The following is a 15602-nucleotide window of genomic DNA, read 5'->3' on the forward strand; positions in this document are numbered from 1 at the left end:
CGCCCCGCTATGAGTTCTTCCACTCCTCGCCCTCGTACTCGACGAGGCGCGGATGGACGAGCGTGTTGACCTCGACGTCGCGGCTCCGGCGGTCCTTCGGGAACACCGCCGCCGCCTGGAGCACGGAGCCGTCGAGGAAGCGCAGGCCGCCGGGCACGCCCGGCGCGAGCCGCAGCGCGGGCGGCCGCTCCCCGGCGGCGGCGAGGACGAACCCCCAGTCGCCGAAGCTCGGCACGTCCACGTGGTACGGCCGCACCCCGAAACCGGCCGCCGCGATCGACTTCTCGATGCTCCAGAACGACTTGGGCGCGAAGTACGGCGACCCCGACTGGACGACCATCCGCCCGCCCGGCGCGAGGACCCGCTTCACCATCCCGTAGAACTCGACCGAGTACAGCTTGGCCGTGGACACGTCGTCGGGGTCGGGCATGTCCACGATGACCGCGTCGAACTGCTCGCGCAGGCCGCGCAGCCACGAGAACGCGTCGGCGGCGACCGTCCGGACGCGCGGGTCCTCGAAGGAGCGGTGGTTCAGCGACACGATCGGCCGGTAGGTGCGGGCGAGGTGCAGCATCTCCGGGTCGAGCTCGACCAGCGTGGCGCTGCGGACGTCCTTGTAGCGCAGCACCTCGCGCAGCGCCAGGCCGTCCCCGCCGCCGAGGACGAGGACCCGCCCGTGCGGCCCCGCCATCACCGGGTGGACGAGCGACTCGTGGTACCGGTACTCGTCCACCGACGAGAACTGCAGGTCGCCGTTGAGGAACAGCCGGAGGTCGGACGGGCCCAGCCCGGCCTGCCGGGTGATCACGATCTCCTGGTACTTCGTGCGCTTGGAGATCGCGATCGGGTCGCTGTAGAGGGCCTGCCGCGCCGACACCTCGAAGCCGTCCGCCAGCGCGTACGTCCCGCCGAGGACGGCGAGCACCGCGACCATGCCGAGCCCCAGCGCGGCCCGCGCGACGCGCCCGACGTCGCGGCGGAACAGCCACAGCACGACCGCCATCCCGGCGACCGCGTTCACCACGCCGACCAGCAGCGCGCCCTTGATGTGGCCGAACGCCGGCAGCAGCAGGAACGGGAACGCGAGCCCGCCGACCAGCGCGCCGACGTAGTCGGCGGCGAACAGGTCCGCGACCGCCGACCCGGCGTCCTGCCTGCGGATGCGCTGCAAGAGCGTCATCAGCAGCGGGATCTCCGCGCCGATCAGCGCGCCGACCGCGAACGCCACCACCACCAGCGCCGGGACGTACAGGTCGAGCCACGCGAACGCCGCGTACAGCGCGAGGACCGACACCCCGCCGATCAGCGCGAGCACGCCCTCCACGACCGCGAACGCGACGACCGCGCGGCCCTGCAGCGGCTTCGCCGCGAGCGACCCGACGCCCATCGCGAACACCATCACCGACAGGACGATCGACGCCTGCGTGACGGAGTTGCCGACCAGGTAGCTGCCGAGCGCGACCAGCGCCAGCTCGTAGACCAGCCCGCACGCCGCGCACGTGAACACCGCCGCGAGGATCAGGGTGCGGGCGAGCCGCGCGGGCACGCGCGTCCGCCCCGGCCCGCCCGCGGGGGCGGACGCCGGGGCGGGTTCCGCGCCGGGTCGCGCCGGAACCGGTTCCGCCGGGCCGGTCTCGTCCGGCTCGGCCGGGTCCGGCCCGGTCAGGTCCGGCTCGGTCAGGTCCGACTCGGCCAGGTCCGGATCGGCCGGGTGCAGGTCGCGGGACGTCAGGAGACCGCCCCGGCCACGATCGCGGCGACGCCGAGGTCCGCGGCGGCCACGACCCAGCCCGCGGGGTGGATGGTGGTGCCGCCGGTGTCGGCGTTCACCAGGGTGGCGCCGAGCTTGCCCGGCGTCGTCACGTCCAGCAGCAGGAACGCGATGATCATCAGCACGATGCCGCACCCGCCGAACACGGCCGTGTCGATCAGCCCTTCGGACAGGTCGCTGTCGCTGGTGACGATCGCGGTGGTGACGATCGCGCCGATGCCGAGGAGCTTGGCCGCCAGCAGCAGCGCGGCGCCCCGGTTGCCCTCGGTCCAGATCTGCTTGCCGAGCTTGCCGGGCGTCGTCACCTCCACCACCAGGTAGCCGAGCGCCATCAGCGCGATGCCGACCGCACCGTAGGCGAACGTGGCGCCGATCTCCTGAAGGATGTCGTCGTTCATGTGTCGCTCCTCATTTGCCCGACCCTGGGCCGCCGCCCCGGAACGACGCGGCGCCTCTGCTGTTCCATCCGTTGCTGCCGGGGCTCGACCAGAACCCGCCCACGTGGGTGTAGTAGCGGTTGTAGCCGCGCCGGGGCTTGTCGACCGTGATCCGGCTGCCGGTACCGCTCGGCAGGACGCCGACGACGAGCTTCGGGTAGCGCAGGAAGATCCCGCCCGCGGCGCCCTTGGTCGCCATGGAGTCCACCCGGTCGATCGGCTTGAACTTCCGGCCGATCTCCCCGGCGACCGCCTGCGGGGCCTTCGGGGACCGGTAGGTGTCGGTGCCGACGCGGGAGTACTTGTCGCCGATCCACGACGCCTGCGACTGGCCGCAGCCGGCGAGCGCCGTCGCGGCCAGGGCCGCGGCCGCCACCGCGCCCACCGCCCGGTGCCCCTTGCGCGCCCGGACGCCGTTGCCCGCCCGGTGCCCGTCCGTCGCGCGGTCCTTGCTCGTCGCGCGGTCCTTGCTCGTCGCGCGGTCCTTGCTCATCGCCCGGTCTCTGCTGTTCACGAGGGTCTCACCAACCGGCTGCGCGTCATCACGATCTCCCGGGTCTGGGGGTAGGCGTGCCAGGTCCGCCAGCCGAAGCCGGGTTCCTGCGTCTCTTCCAAGGCGAGTGCGGTGACGGCGTGCGGGGAGCCGGGGAACGCCCCGGTCAGCGCGTCATCGCGGTCCGCGAGCCGCGCGCACACGGCCTCGACGGCGCGGGCGAACGCCGTCTCGTCGCTGTGCGCGGCGGTCGTCGCGGCGAAGTCGTAGGCCCAGCCGGGCACGCTGGTGGCGGCGCGTCCCGGCAGCGGCTCGGTGCGGTCCGGCAGGCAGGCCACCGTCTCGCTCAGCGGCCCGGCGAGGACCTGGTGGGACGCGCCGAGCAGGCGCATCTCCACGGTCAGGCCCGCCCGCTCCAGCGGCAGCACGGCGAGGGCCGTGAGCGGGGGCAGGCCGAGCACGAACGAGAGCCCGTCCGCGCGCGCGTCGGCGTAGGGGGTGTCGAGGGTCGCGCGCAAGTCAGCTACCGCCGGGGTAGATCGTCATCGATCCGGTCGGGACGCGCTCGCCGAGGCCCGCCTCCCACTGGCCGCCGCCGTACTGCTCGAACGACAGGTACTTGCCGCGCGGGCCCTCGTAGTCGACGTACTCCACCCGGCCCTGGACTCCGACGCCCGTCGTGCCCTCGCTGGTGTAGTCGGCGGTGCCGTGCTCGTCGCGGCGGTACTCGACGCCGTCGACGACGACGGTCTTCTCGCCGGGGGTGAGGCCGCCCGCGTCGTACTCCGTCCACCAGACGACCTCGAGGTCGGGATCCTCCTCGACGGACACCCACACCTTGGTGCCCTCGATGGTGTCGGCGTCCAGGAGGTGCTCGCTCCAGGTGTAGCCGCCCTCCTTCAGCCGCAGCGAGCCGCGCACGAAGTAGCGGGTACCGAGGTACTCGACCATGTCGCCCGCCTTGAGGGTCCGCGGGTCGCCGGCCACCTGGTCCTCGGCGGCGAACGGGTCGCGCGGCGCGGCGGGGGCCGGGGCGGAGGACGGGGCGCTCGAACGTCGCCGCAGCAGGACGATGATGAGCACGATCAGAGCGACAAGGATCAGCGCCAGTAGAACGACTATCGGCGTTCCGCCCACGGACACCTCCATCTATTCGTCGACACACCGGGCGCGGACCAGCGGATCCTACCGACTGTGGCGCCGCAAGCCCATACCGCGATGAGACGTATCAAATGATCTGGCGGTTTCATGCAGAAACGCCGGATCCGATGCAAGGCCGCAACCGCACCGACACCGTCCGTGACGGGGCGTCGGCGGATCCGGCGAGGCGGTGACGTCAGAGGCGGATCAGCCGCGCCGGAGGCGAGGCCGCGGCGTCAGAGGCGTTCCGCGGCGGCGGCTACGCGGTCGTCCGTCGCGGTGAAGGCGATCCGGACGTGCCGGGCGCCGCCCGCGCCGTAGAACTCGCCGGGGCCGACCAGGATGCCCAGGGAGGCCAGGTGGGCGACGGTGTCCCAGCACGGCTCGTCGCGCGTCGCCCACAGGTAGAGCGACGCCTCGGAGTGCTCGATGCGGAACCCGTGCCGTTCGAACGCGTCACGCAGGACGGCGCGGCGGCGGGCGTAGCGCGCGCGCTGCTCGTCCACGTGCGCGTCGTCGGCGAACGCGACCGTCATCGCGGCCTGCACCGGCGCCGGGACGATCATGCCGGCGTGCTTGCGGACCTCCAGCAGCCGCTTCACGATCGCGAGGTCGCCGGTGACGAACCCGGCGCGGTAGCCGGCCATGTTGGAGCGCTTGGAGAGGGAGTTGACGGCGAGCAGGCCCTCGTGGGAGCCGCCGCACACGTCCGGGTGCAGGATCGAGATCGGCGGGTTGGCCTCGTCCCAGCCGAACTCCAGGTAGCACTCGTCGCTGACCACGACCGCGCCGCGGTCGCGCGCCCACGCGACGACCTTGCGCAGGTGCTCGGCGGGCAGCACCTTGCCGGTCGGGTTGGACGGCGAGTTCACCCACACGATCTTCGGGTTCACCGGGCCGAGCGCGAGCAGCCCGTCCGCCGGGACGGGCGTGGCCCCGGCCAGCCGCGTCCCCACGTCGTAGGTCGGGTAGGCCAGCTCGGGGAAGACGACCTTGGCGCCGGGGCCGGCGCCGAGCAGCGTCGGCAGCCAGGCGACCAGCTCCTTGGTGCCGATGACGGGAAGCACCGCGTCCGGGTCGGCGCCGGACACGCCGGCGCGGCGGCGCAGCCAGCCCGCGACCGACTCGCGCAGCGCGGGCGTCCCGTAGGTCTGCGGGTAGCCGGGCGCGTCGGCGGCCGCGGCGAGCGCCTCCCGGACCGGCGCGGGCGTCGGGTCGACGGGCGTCCCGACGGACAGGTCGACGATGCCGTCCGCGTGCTCCAGCGCCCGCTCCTTGTAGGGCGCGAGCCGATCCCACGGGAAGTCCGGCAACGTGAACACTGACCTGCTCCTTAGCTCGTGGCCCGGACGGCCGGCGGGCCGCACGCGGCCCCGTACGGCCGACGGGCCGCGGCCCCTCCCGCACCCGGGAAGGCCGCGGCCCGGAGGAAAACGGCACGGGGAGACCCTCGGACCGCGCCCGCGCCGGGCGCGCCCTTCGGTCCCCCGGGCTCAGTCGTCGTGGCTCTGCGGCGGCAGCGCGGCGACGATCGGGTGGTCCTTGTCGATCTTGCCGACCTTGGAGGCGCCGCCCGGCGACCCGAGGTCGTCGAAGAACTCCACGTTCACCTTGTAGAAGTCCTTCCACTGGTCGGGGACGTCGTCCTCGTAGTAGATGGCCTCAACCGGGCAAACCGGCTCGCACGCACCGCAGTCGACGCACTCGTCCGGGTGGATGTAGAGCTGACGCTTCCCTTCGTAGATGCAGTCGACCGGGCACTCCTCGATGCATGCCTTGTCGAGCAGGTCCACGCAGGGCTGCGCAATGACGTAGGTCACGTCAGTGACTCCTCTCGGATTTCCGGCCCCGCCGCACGTCACGGCTCACCGCAAGCTCGCTGTGAATAGTATGGCCACGACGGCTCAGTCGATTCGACATGGGGGTCCTCACATGTCCGCCCGCTTCGCCGCGCGGCTGGTGGTGTCCATCAGTGGCGCGGACGTGGGCCAGCGGATCTCGCTGCGCCGCCGTCTGCCTACGGGAGAGTACAGCGACGTCGTCGGCGTACTCGAATCGTGGTCCAACAAGGTCCTCGCGGTGCGCCGCCGCGACGGCGAGCTGGTCGAGGTCCCCGAGGAGATCATGGTCGCGGCGAAGGTCGTCCCGCCGCAGCCGCCGCCGCGCCGCCGCCCCCGCCGACCGGAGCCGGAGGACGGCTGACGCCGCCCGCCGCGGCGGTGCCTCCCGCCGCCGGCGCCCGCCCGGTCAGCCGGTGCTCGACGGCGCCGGGCCCGCGTCGCCTCCCGGGCGTGTCGGGCTCGCCGGCCCGGCGGGCGAACCGGCCGGCGGCGGGCTCGCCGTGACCGGCGCGGGCCGGGGCCGCTCGGTGTAGGTCGCCCCCGGGGTGAGCTTCTGCCCCTGGAACAGCTCGGACACGGTGACGAGCGTGAACCCGCGCTTCTGCAGGCCGTCCACGACCTTCGGGATCGACTGGACGCTCGCCTTGTGGATGTCGTGGAACAGGACGATGCCGCCGGGCTTGGGCGCCCTGACCCCCACCCGCGTGTCGCGGGCGACGTCGTGGTGGAGCCAGTCGAGCGTGTCGACGCTCCACAGGATCAGCGGCATCCCGATGTCGCGTCCGACTCGCTTGTTCGTCGCCCCGTACGGCGGGCGCATCAGCGTCGGCCGCACCCCGCCGGACGCGCGCGCGATGGCCTGCTGCGTCCGCTGGATCTGCGACCGCACCTGGGCGGACGACATCCCGGTGAGCTGCGGGTGCGACCAGCTGTGGTTGGCCAGCTCGTGCCCTTCGAGCGCCATGCGGCGCACCACGGCGGCGTGCGCGCCGACGTTCTCGCCGAGCATGAAGAACGTGGCGCGCACCCCGCGCTTCTTCAGCGTGTCGAGCAGGCCCGCCGTGTAGGGGCCGGGGCCGTCGTCGAAGGTGAGCGCGACGCACTTCGCCCGGTCGCAGTCGATCTTGCGCGGCGGGGGCGGGGCCGGGGCCGGGGGGCGGGGCGTCGGCGTCCCGCTCCCCAGCGTGGCGTGCTGCCCGGCCGTCCTCGCCTGGCGCTTGTCGGCGTGGCCGCATCCCGCGAGGAGTAGCAGGCCGGCGCCGATGACGGCGCATTTCCGGATCCGCACCACGCACCCCCGAACATGTCGCTTTCGGGCGGCTAATACCCTCCGTCATTCGCCCGACACACACCGCCAAGGCCACAAGAACGTGAACTTCGGCTGCACTGCGGGTGACAACGGGTGACGCCTCGGGGGCGGCGTGCGCGCGTCAGCGGACGGGCCAGTCGGGCACTTCAGGCGGGAGGTCCTTGCTGACGCGCATCGGGAAGTCGGCGTCGCGCTTCTCCAGGAAGGACGAGACGCCCTCGATCGCGTCGGCGGCGCCGCCGAGGGCGGCCATCAGCCGGGAGTCGGCGGCGTGCGCGTCCCACGGGGACGGCGCGGACAGGCCCGACCACATCAGGCGGCGGATCGCCGCGACCGACACGGCCGAGGTGTTCTCGGCGATCTCGCGGGCGAGGGCGTAGGCGGCGGGGAGCAGCTCGTCCGGCGCGTGGACCCGGGAGACCAGGCGTCCCGCGAGGGCCTCCTGGGCGTCGAACACGCGGCCGGTCGCGGCCCACTCCATGGCCTGCGCGATGCCGACGAGCCGCGGCAGGAACCAGCTGGACGCCGCCTCGGTGACGATGCCGCGCCGGGCGAACACGAAGCCGAACTTCGCCTTCTCGCTGGCGAGCCGGACGTCCATCGGGAGGGTCATCGTGACGCCGACGCCGACCGCGGCGCCGTTGAACGCGCCGATGACGGGCTTGAGGCAGCGGGCGATGCGCAGCGCGACCGTGCCGCCGCCGTCGCGCGGGGTGCCGTCCTCCAGGACGTCGTCCTCGCCCGCGAACATGTCCTTCGACTTCTCCTTGTCGAAGGTGTCCCCGCCGCCGCTCAGGTCGGCGCCCGCGCAGAACGCGCGGCCCGCGCCGGTCACCACGACGGCGCGCACGTCGTCGTCGGCGTCGATGCGGTCGAAGACGTCGAGCATCTCGTTGCGCATGGTGAACGTGTAGGCGTTCATCTTCTGCGGGCGGTTCAGCGTGACGGTGGCGATCCCGTCGCTGACCTCGTACTCGATCTCCTGGTACGGCACCTGCGAGCCCCTCTCACGCTGGACAGAACTCGATTCTAGAACGAGACTTCAGCTTGAGCCTTCGGGTCGGGCCTTCGGGTCGGGCCTTCGGGTCGGCTTCGGGGCGGACCTTCAGCTCCGGGCCTCGGGGAACAGCCGGAGCAGGACGTCCCGGCGCCACTCGCCCGCGTCGCGGCCCGGCGGCGGGACGGCGGCCAGCGCCCCGTCCCCCGCGGGCTCGAACCGGATCGGGACGCCGGGGGCGAGCTCGGCGGGCGGCTCGCCGGTCGCCGCGAGCCGCTGCGCCGCGAGGCCGAGCACGCGCGCCCAGCCGTCCCCCAGATAGGGCGGCAGGCCCTCCGCGCGGAGCTCGGGCAGACCCCGCGCCGCCAGGCCGACGGTGCGCAGGGTCAGGCCGTCCGGGCGCTCGGCACCGGTGATCCTGACCTCGGACGTGACGTCCGCCATCCCCAACGCCACCTCCTCGCAGGACTTTCTCCGATAAATTATGACAGTGAATTGGGCCGTGACGACGTATGACTCCGCCTTCGGGTACGTCTCCGCGCACGGCGCGCCCCTGGTCGATCTGCTCGATCCGCAGCCCGGCGAACGGATCATCGACCTCGGGTGCGGCACCGGGGCGTTCAGCGCGGAGATCGCAGAGCGGGGCGCCGAGGTGCTGGGCATCGACGGGAGCCCGGAGATGGTCGCGCAGGCGACCGCCATGCATCCCGGGCTGTCCTTCATCGTCGGTGACGCCCACGACTTCACCGTCGGCGAGTCCTTCGACGCGGTGGCCTCCAACGCGGCGCTGCACTGGATGACCCGCGACCCCGACGCCGTGATCAAGCGGGTGCACGCGGCGCTGCGCCCCGGCGGCCGGTTCGTCGGCGAGATGGGCGGCGCCGGGAACTGCGCCGAGCTGATCGTCGCGATGCAGACGGCGTGGCGGGTGTTCGGCCTCGGCGAGCCCGAGCTGCCCTGGTACTTCCCCTCGCCGGCCGAGTACGCGGCGAAGCTGGAGGACGGCGGGTTCACGCTGCGGCTGCTGGAGCACGCCGAGCGCCCGACCCGGATGACCGAGGGCCCGAACGGCGCCGCCGACTGGGTCCGCGCCTACGCCGCGCGCGCGCTCGCGGACGTCCCACCGGAGCTGGTCGACCCGCTGCTCGACCGCGTCAACGACCTCGCCGCGCCCGCGCTGCGCCGCGAGTCCGGCTGGGTCGCCGACTACGTGCGGCTGCGGTTCGCGGCCGTCCGCCGCACGGACGGCGCCGCGCCGCTGCCGTTCGGCCCCCTGGCGTCCGACCGCCCGCTCTGAGCACCGCGCATGGCCCCGCCTAGGGTGGGGTCATGCTGCGCTTGTACGACCATCGGACGGGACGCACGGAACCGCTGCCGACCGGGCCGGGCCTGCGCGTGCAGGTTCTGCCGGGTGCGGGGTACCGCGCGCTGGTGGTCGCGGACCTGCTGCGCCGGGTGGCGCAGCGGGGCGGGCGCCGCGTCCGCCTGGTGAGCGCTCCTCATGACGGCGCCTCCGCGGACTACGGGGTCGCCCCCTTCGAGGTGCTCGACGACCCACTCCCGGACGCGGACGTGTACGTCTGTGCGGACACCGCCGTGGACGCCCTGTGCCTAACGGTGCCCACCGAGACGGGCACGCGGCCCCCGGACGCCGTAGACGCCCGTCTGGCGATGCTTGAGGTCCCTTACCGGGAGCCGGTCGACCTCACCGGCGCGCACCTCTCCGCGGCGGCCGGACGGCTCGACGCGTGGCGCGGCAAGGTCGCCGAGTGGGCGACGTCCCCGGGCCGTCCCATGAACCGGGAGTACGCGAACCGGGCGGAGGCCGCGCTCGCCGACGACCTGGACGCCCCGGGCGCGCTCGCCGTCCTCGACCGCCTCGCCGCCGACCCGGACGTGCCGCCGGGCGCGAAGTTGGAGACGTTCATCCACCTGGACCTGGTGCTGGCGCTGGGCCTGGTGTCCGCCATCGGCTCCGCCTGATACGGGATTCGCCCGGAGGCGATACGGGGATTCGCCCGGAGGTTCCCTTGATGGCACCTGACCGGCAGATGATCCGCACCACCGGGTGACCCGGGCTTTCGGGGCGTCCGGGAGAAGCTAACGTCGTATGTCGTGTCGACCGAAGCCCCAGAGTCCCCGGCGCCGGCGCCGCCCGAACCGCCGGCCCGCCCGCGGCGCCGCCGCGTCCTCCGCCCGCTGATGGCGACGTTCGCCGCGCTCGCCGTGCTGCTGTTCGCGGTGCTCGGCGGGGTGGGCTGGTACTTCGCGGGCGTCGCGATCGAGGTCGACCACACCGCCGAGTACCCGCTCACCATCGTGGACGCGGCCGACGGCACCGTCACCCTCCCCCGCGAGCCGGTGACCGAGCGCCCCGGAACGTGGTCGCTGGTCTGGAAGGACGGCCGCGCCGTGCTCGGCCCGGTCGTCGGCGGCGACGACGGGCATGTCGTCCGGGAGGTCTCGTCGGTCGTGTCGGGGTCCCTGGTGAAGGGCGCGCCCGCCGCCGTCGACCACTGGATGTACGACGGCGACCCCAAGACGGCCTTGGGCCTGCCCTTCGAGGACATCACGTATCCGTCCCAGGCGGGGCCGATGCCGGCGTGGCTGGTGCCCGGGGCGTCCGCCAAGGGGACGTGGGTCATCGCCGTCCACGGACGGAACGCGGACAAGGCCGAGACCTTTCGCGTCATGAAGCCCGTGCATGAGATGGGCATGCCGCTGATGGCCATCGCGTACCGCAACGACGTGGGCGCGCCTCCGTCCAGTGACCGCAAGAACCATCTCGGCGACACCGAATGGCACGACGTCATCTCCGCGATGGGCTATGCGCGCGCACACGGCGCGACCTGTGTCGTCCTGTACGGATGGTCGATGGGCGGCGCGATGGTCATGACGGCCCTGCGCAAGGACCCGTCGTTCGTGCGGGGCGTCGTCCTCGACTCCCCGGTCCTCGACTGGAGCGCCACCCTGGACAAGCAGGGCGCCGCCCGCAACCTGCCCGGCTTCATGACGGACGTGGCCAAGCGCGTCCTGCAGTGGCGCATCGGCATCGACCTGGCCGACTACGACCAGCGCCGCTTCGCGCCCCGGCTGCGCACCCCCGTGCTCCTCTACACCACCAGGGACGACGCCACCGTCGACAACGGCCCGGCCCACACCTTCGCCCGCACGGCGCCGCCCGGCATGGTGACGCACATCCCCACGCCGGGCGACCACACCGAATCGTGGAACGTCGACCCGACGGCCTATGAGGCCAACCTCCAGTCCTTCCTGAAGAGGGTCGCTTAGCCCGGCCGGACCTCCAGCAGCGTCTTGCCCACGGTCGACCGCGACTCAATGGCCCTGTGCGCGTCGGCGGCCTCCTCAAGCGGGAACCGGCGGCCGATGACGGGACGCAGCCGCCCCTCGGCCGCCTTCTCAAGCGCGCTCAGGGTGAACTCCCTGAGCCGCTCGGGCGTCACCTGAGGCTGGACGAGCGTTACGCCCCGTCCCGCCGCGTCCTCCTCCGGTATGCCCGCCCACTCACCGGACGCCAGCCCGAAACTGACCATGCGCCCGCCGCTCCGCAGGAGCGTGAACGCCTCCCGCGCCACATCACCGCCGACACCGTCGAACACGACGTCCACCGCGCCGACCTTCCCGGCCCAGCCCGGCTCGCGGTAGTCGACCGCCTCATCGGCGCCGAGCCCCACCGCGACCTCGGTCTTGCCCACACCCCCGGCCGCCGCGACGACGGCCGCGCCCCGCGCCTTCGCGAGCTGGACGAGCAGCGTCCCGACACCCCCGGCCGCGGCCTCCACCAGCACCCGCTCCCCCGGCCGCGGATCGGCCGCGTCGACCATCATCGCGGCCGTCCGGCCGTCGGCGAGCAGCGCCACGGCGTCGTCGAGCGCGAGCCCGTCCGGCACCTCGAACAGCCCCGCGGCATCGACGGCGACCCTCTCCGCGTAGGCGCCGCTGCCGCCGGTGCCGCTCACGACCCGGCGCCCGACGAGCCCCGCGTCCACACCTTCGCCGACCGCCGCGACCACGCCGCCGACCCCGTTGCCGGGGATCACCGGCGGCTCCAGCTTCACCGGCGCCGGCCCCGTCCCCGACCGCAACTGCGTCTCCACGAACGTGATGTTGACGAACTCCACATCGACGAGCACCTGCCCCGCACCCGCGACCGGATCCGGCGCCTCCCCGGCGACGAGCACCTCCGGCCCGCCGAACTCCTTCAACCACACCGCACGCATCGGAACCCTCCTGTCAGTGACGGCCACCGCCAGCCTGCTACCTCAACCAAGGTGGAGGTCAAACCGTTCGCAACGAATCCCTTTTCCCGTCCCACGCTCCTCTGTAAGCTTTCCGCGTATTCCGCCCCGTTGTCGGCTGCCGCTCAAGGAAGACGATGCGCGCCCGGTTGGTACGTTCCTCCCCGCTCCGGTCAAGTCGCGCCGCCTCCCTGCTCGCCGCCGCGTCCCTCCTCGCGGTCGCGGGGTGCGGATCGTCCGGCTCGTCCGCCAACGGCCGGCTCGCCCCGAGCGGCTCCCTGGACAACGGCGCGGCCGCCCCGTCCAAGGCCGGCGGCGCCCCCTCGGCCGTCCCGACCGAGGAGCTGTTCAAGACCGTCCTCAAGCGCTACCGCGCCTACCAGGACGCGTACAAGAAGGCGTACGACACCAACGACCCGTCCGGCCTGGCCGACGTCGCCATGGACCCCCTCCTCACCGAGGTCACGAAGGACGTGGAGACGGTCAAGGCCAAGGGCGAGATCTGGCGCTTCACCAGCACGTTCAATCCGCGCGTCTACGCCAGGTCCAAGGACGGCACGAAGGTCTACGTCATCGACTGCATCCGCACCCTTCTCAGCTACCGGTACTCGGCGAGGACCGGCAAGCGCATCGACGGGGGGCCTGGCGACGCCCGGGTCTTCCGGACGACCCTCCAGTACGACTCCGGCGTCTGGAAGGCCGCCGCCTTCGTCCGGGACAAGACATGCTGACCGCCGGCAGGCAAGGACACGCGATGCCTCCCACACCCCGCGCCCACCGCGCCGCGCTCTCCGCCGCCATCCTCATGGCCGCCCTCGCGACACCCCTGCTGACCGCCACCGCCGCCCAGGCCGACGACTGCAAGAAGGGGAATCCGTTCGGCTGCAACTGGGTCGACCGAGGGACCGGGTCCGGCGGCTCTGGCGGGCGGGGCTCCCCTTCCGGGGGCGGAGCCTCCGGTCCCGTGGAGCCGCCTGATCCCGAAGGTCTGACGGACGGCGAGGCACCGGGATTCCTTCAGGTCGGAGGGGACGGCCCACCACCCCCGGCGGCGCCCACCACCCTCGACTGGGTGAGGGCGGCGCAGAGCGCGGCCGAGCTGCCGACGCCCACGATCCACACCGCGCCGTCCGACAAGACCTATGTCCGCGTCCGGACCGCCCTGTGGGTGGAGGGCTTCGACGTGGTGAAGACCCAGCCGATCGGCGGCGGCGGGCAGATGATCCAGGCCACCGCGACACCGGTTTCCGTCACCTGGAACCTCGGTGAGACGCAGAAGACCTGCAACGGCCCCGGCCGCAAGGACGGGAAGACCTGCAGCCACACCTTCCGGCGGTCGTCCGCCGCGGAGCCCGGTGGCGCATACAAGATCACCGCAACCATCACCTGGTCCCTCACCTGGACCTGTACGGGGCCCGCGTGCGATCCGCAAGGCGGCAACCTGGGCAACGAGACCATGACCTCACCCGCCACGCCACTGGTGGTCAGCGAGATCCAGACGAACACGGGCCAGTGACACAGCACCAGAGTCGACTGCCGGGGTTCGTCGAGATCGCGCAGCTGGGAACGGGAGCCCAGGGCGAGGTCGTCCTCGCCCGGCACGAGTCCGGCGGGCCACCGGTCGCGATCAAGTACCTTGCCGCCGACCTGCTCGGCGACACGGCCGCCAGAAGCGTCTTCCGCGACGAGGCGCAGATGCTCAAGCGGGTGGACAACCCGCATGTGGCGCGGTTACTCGACTACCTGGAATCCCCTTGGGGCGCGGCGCTCGTCCTGGAGGCGGTACCGGGCCGTCCGCTCCGCAAGCTCCTGGACGAGCACGAAGGGCCGCTGGCGCCCGAAGCCGCATTGGCGACGTTGAAGGGCTCGCTGCTCGGCCTGGGGGCCGCACACGGGGCCGGGGTCGTCCACCGCGACTACAAGCCGGGGAACGTGCTCGTCCAGGACGACGGGCAGAGCAAACTCATCGACTTCGGGATCGCCGCCCTCACCGGGCAGGGCGGCCGGTCGGGAACGCCCGCCTATATGGCTCCCGAACAATGGGCAGGCGACCCCGCGACTCCCGCGACCGACATGTACGCGGCGACATGCGTCTTCGTTGAATGCGTCACCGGCAGGAAACCCTTCAGCGGCACCACCCTCACCGAACTGAAGGCCGCACACGACGAGGGCTTCACTTCGTTCGAGAGTGTGCCCGAGCCTCTGCACCCACTCGTGCGGCGAGGTTTGGCGAGAAGCCCCGGTGAGCGAGTCTGGAACGCCTACGAATTCGTGAGCGAGCTGGAAGCCGTCGCAGCCCGGACCTACGGGCCCGACTGGGAACGCCGGGGAATCCTGACGCTGGGAGCGATCGCCGCGACGGTGGCGACGGCCGTCCCGCTGGCGATGCTCGGCGGTGCTCTCCTGGCCCCCGGCGCCACCGCGACCGGCGCAGCCGCTTCCACTGCCGCGGGACATGTGTCCGCGGGTCTCGCGCAAGGCGCCACGTCGGTGGACGTGATGGCGAAGACGGGCACCTCCGTGTCGAAGGGCGTCCTGAGCAAGGTCGGCGGCGCGAAGGGCATCGCGGGCATCGGTGTCGGCGGTGTGGGCGCGGTGATCGCCGCCTGGGTGCTCTGGCCCTCTGGTCCGGGCGTGGGCGGTGAGAGCCACGGCGGAATCCACGCCCACTGGACCCGGCCGGGGATTCTCGTGGGGCAGCCGAACATGCCCGCGTCCGAGACGCCCACCATGGACGTGACCATGACGGTCACCCCGGCGAGGGTGAAGCGCGGCTCGTCGCTGCGGCTCGTCCAGCAGTTCCGGGCCCGATCCCCAGTGGGCGGGAGATACCTGCCCGATGGACGTCGCCAGTGTTACGGCGAACACCCGAACCGCGACGATGTAGCCGGTAATTACAAGTTCGGCTGGCTCGAAAGCGACTCACCGAACGAGTCCTCACCTGACCTCGCCTTCTACCGCGTACCTCCGGCGAAGCCGAAGCAATTGCCCACCGGAACCGGCGCCGTCTACATCCCGACCGGTCACACGCTCACCGGGAAAACAGAGTCCTACGTCAAGGACGACTGCGCCTACCACTCCAAGTGGACCCAGACGTACACGCTCCGGATTCCCGGCCCCAGAACCCTGGCCCCCGGCACCTACCTCGTGACACCGATCTCACCGATGCGGATCACAGGCGAACGCGAGGGGGTGTCTCAGGAGGCCATGGGCACGGTCAACAAGGGTTCGGCGCCACTGATCGAGGTACTGGACGACTGAGCCCACCGGCCGTCGCCACCTCACAAAGATCGCGCTGGCAGGAGAACGGATGCCCGGGCTTCTGGGAGATCGTCGCCGGGTCGCGGCCCTCGCC

Annotated in this window: 18 protein-coding genes; 7 read left to right on the forward strand and 11 right to left on the reverse strand. The window is 72.5% G+C overall.

The genetic code is table 11. The features are described 5' to 3' along the window. Positions 1-7: 7 nt before the first annotated feature. The 7 genes from CHF16_RS08925 to fdxA form a co-directional block, all read right to left on the reverse strand. On the reverse strand, positions 8-1546 hold the full coding sequence (locus CHF16_RS08925) for a polyamine aminopropyltransferase (protein WP_089325458.1): 1539 nt from the start codon (positions 1544-1546) through the stop codon (positions 8-10). A gap of 182 nt (positions 1547-1728) precedes the next feature. Then, a complete protein-coding gene (locus CHF16_RS08930; protein ID WP_089325459.1) occupies positions 1729-2169 on the reverse strand; it encodes a DUF350 domain-containing protein in 441 nt (146 codons plus the stop codon). Between the two features lie 10 nt (positions 2170-2179). Further along, positions 2180-2722 carry a DUF4247 domain-containing protein gene (locus CHF16_RS08935; protein ID WP_089325460.1) on the reverse strand — a complete coding sequence of 181 codons (543 nt, stop codon included), beginning with the start codon at positions 2720-2722 and terminating at the stop codon, positions 2180-2182. Continuing rightward, positions 2719-3219, reverse strand: coding sequence for a DUF2617 family protein (locus CHF16_RS08940; RefSeq protein ID WP_089325461.1), 501 nt, complete (start codon positions 3217-3219; stop codon positions 2719-2721). Before CHF16_RS08940 ends, CHF16_RS08935 begins: the two co-directional genes overlap by 4 nt. A 1-nt stretch (position 3220) precedes the next feature. After that, complete coding sequence (locus tag CHF16_RS08945; RefSeq protein WP_245868299.1) at positions 3221-3838, reverse strand: DUF4178 domain-containing protein; 618 nt, start codon at positions 3836-3838, stop codon at positions 3221-3223. A gap of 239 nt (positions 3839-4077) precedes the next feature. Then, positions 4078-5163, reverse strand: coding sequence for a succinyldiaminopimelate transaminase (gene dapC / locus CHF16_RS08950; RefSeq protein ID WP_089325463.1), 1086 nt, complete (start codon positions 5161-5163; stop codon positions 4078-4080). 171 nt (positions 5164-5334) lie between these two features. Continuing rightward, on the reverse strand, positions 5335-5661 hold the full coding sequence (fdxA, locus tag CHF16_RS08955; protein ID WP_067632891.1) for a ferredoxin: 327 nt from the start codon (positions 5659-5661) through the stop codon (positions 5335-5337). A 112-nt stretch (positions 5662-5773) separates the two neighbouring features. On the opposite strand from fdxA, the gene CHF16_RS08960 reads away from it, so the two are divergent. Continuing rightward, positions 5774-6043 (forward strand): putative acetyltransferase, encoded by a 270-nt coding sequence (locus CHF16_RS08960; RefSeq protein ID WP_089325464.1) that lies wholly within the window; start codon positions 5774-5776, stop codon positions 6041-6043. Positions 6044-6088: 45 nt separating this feature from the next. Here CHF16_RS08960 and CHF16_RS08965 read toward each other — a convergent pair whose 3' ends face one another. The 3 genes from CHF16_RS08965 to CHF16_RS08975 form a co-directional block, all read right to left on the reverse strand. Beyond that, a complete protein-coding gene (locus CHF16_RS08965) occupies positions 6089-6970 on the reverse strand; it encodes a polysaccharide deacetylase family protein (protein WP_245868300.1) in 882 nt (293 codons plus the stop codon). A gap of 142 nt (positions 6971-7112) precedes the next feature. Then, a complete protein-coding gene (locus CHF16_RS08970) occupies positions 7113-7985 on the reverse strand; it encodes a crotonase/enoyl-CoA hydratase family protein (protein ID WP_089325465.1) in 873 nt (290 codons plus the stop codon). Positions 7986-8096: 111 nt separating this feature from the next. Further along, the gene (locus tag CHF16_RS08975; protein WP_089325466.1) at positions 8097-8432 is read right to left on the reverse strand and encodes a hypothetical protein; all 336 of its coding nucleotides are present in this window, start codon (positions 8430-8432) and stop codon (positions 8097-8099) included. Positions 8433-8490: 58 nt separating this feature from the next. On the opposite strand from CHF16_RS08975, the gene CHF16_RS08980 reads away from it, so the two are divergent. The 3 genes from CHF16_RS08980 (at position 8491) to CHF16_RS08990 (ending at position 11279) form a co-directional block, all read left to right on the forward strand. Next, entirely contained in the window at positions 8491-9285 is a 795-nt protein-coding gene (locus tag CHF16_RS08980; protein WP_245868301.1) for a class I SAM-dependent methyltransferase, read from the forward strand. 32 nt (positions 9286-9317) lie between these two features. Further along, positions 9318-9971, forward strand: coding sequence for a cysteine--tRNA ligase (locus CHF16_RS08985; protein ID WP_089325468.1), 654 nt, complete (start codon positions 9318-9320; stop codon positions 9969-9971). 132 nt (positions 9972-10103) lie between these two features. Beyond that, complete coding sequence (locus CHF16_RS08990) at positions 10104-11279, forward strand: alpha/beta hydrolase family protein (RefSeq protein ID WP_089325469.1); 1176 nt, start codon at positions 10104-10106, stop codon at positions 11277-11279. Here the strand turns inward: CHF16_RS08990 and CHF16_RS08995 are convergent. Further along, positions 11276-12229: a zinc-binding dehydrogenase gene (locus tag CHF16_RS08995; protein ID WP_089325470.1), complete on the reverse strand. Its 954-nt coding sequence runs from the start codon at positions 12227-12229 to the stop codon at positions 11276-11278. The two genes, CHF16_RS08990 and CHF16_RS08995, sit on opposite strands and share 4 nt — an antisense overlap. A gap of 155 nt (positions 12230-12384) precedes the next feature. Between CHF16_RS08995 and CHF16_RS09000 the strand changes: the two genes are divergently transcribed. The 3 genes from CHF16_RS09000 to CHF16_RS09010 are packed head-to-tail and all read left to right on the forward strand — an operon-like array spanning position 12385 to position 15508. Then, positions 12385-12978: a hypothetical protein gene (locus CHF16_RS09000; RefSeq protein ID WP_089325471.1), complete on the forward strand. Its 594-nt coding sequence runs from the start codon at positions 12385-12387 to the stop codon at positions 12976-12978. Positions 12979-13001: 23 nt separating this feature from the next. Next, positions 13002-13763 carry a hypothetical protein gene (locus CHF16_RS39350; RefSeq protein WP_143227923.1) on the forward strand — a complete coding sequence of 254 codons (762 nt, stop codon included), beginning with the start codon at positions 13002-13004 and terminating at the stop codon, positions 13761-13763. Continuing rightward, positions 13760-15508, forward strand: a complete 1749-nt coding sequence (locus CHF16_RS09010) for a serine/threonine-protein kinase (RefSeq protein ID WP_143227924.1) — start codon at positions 13760-13762, stop codon at positions 15506-15508. The genes CHF16_RS39350 and CHF16_RS09010 overlap by 4 nt, the downstream gene beginning before the upstream one ends. The last annotated feature ends 94 nt before the right edge of the window (positions 15509-15602 follow it).

The sequence above is a fragment of the Actinomadura meyerae genome (assembly GCF_900188445.1).
Classification (GTDB): domain Bacteria; phylum Actinomycetota; class Actinomycetes; order Streptosporangiales; family Streptosporangiaceae; genus Spirillospora; species Spirillospora meyerae.

Bases quoted from the DNA above. Each gene is read 5' to 3' on its own strand.
- CHF16_RS08930 (WP_089325459.1), bottom strand. From the start codon at position 2,169: ATGAACGACGACATCCTTCAGGAGATCGGCGCCACGTTCGCCTACGGT.
- CHF16_RS08960 (WP_089325464.1), top strand. From the start codon at position 5,774: ATGTCCGCCCGCTTCGCCGCGCGGCTGGTGGTGTCCATCAGTGGCGCG.
- CHF16_RS08975 (WP_089325466.1), bottom strand. From the start codon at position 8,432: ATGGCGGACGTCACGTCCGAGGTCAGGATCACCGGTGCCGAGCGCCCG.
- CHF16_RS08985 (WP_089325468.1), top strand. From the start codon at position 9,318: ATGCTGCGCTTGTACGACCATCGGACGGGACGCACGGAACCGCTGCCG.
- CHF16_RS08995 (WP_089325470.1), bottom strand. From the start codon at position 12,229: ATGCGTGCGGTGTGGTTGAAGGAGTTCGGCGGGCCGGAGGTGCTCGTC.
- CHF16_RS09000 (WP_089325471.1), top strand. From the start codon at position 12,385: ATGCGCGCCCGGTTGGTACGTTCCTCCCCGCTCCGGTCAAGTCGCGCC.
- CHF16_RS39350 (WP_143227923.1), top strand. From the start codon at position 13,002: ATGCCTCCCACACCCCGCGCCCACCGCGCCGCGCTCTCCGCCGCCATC.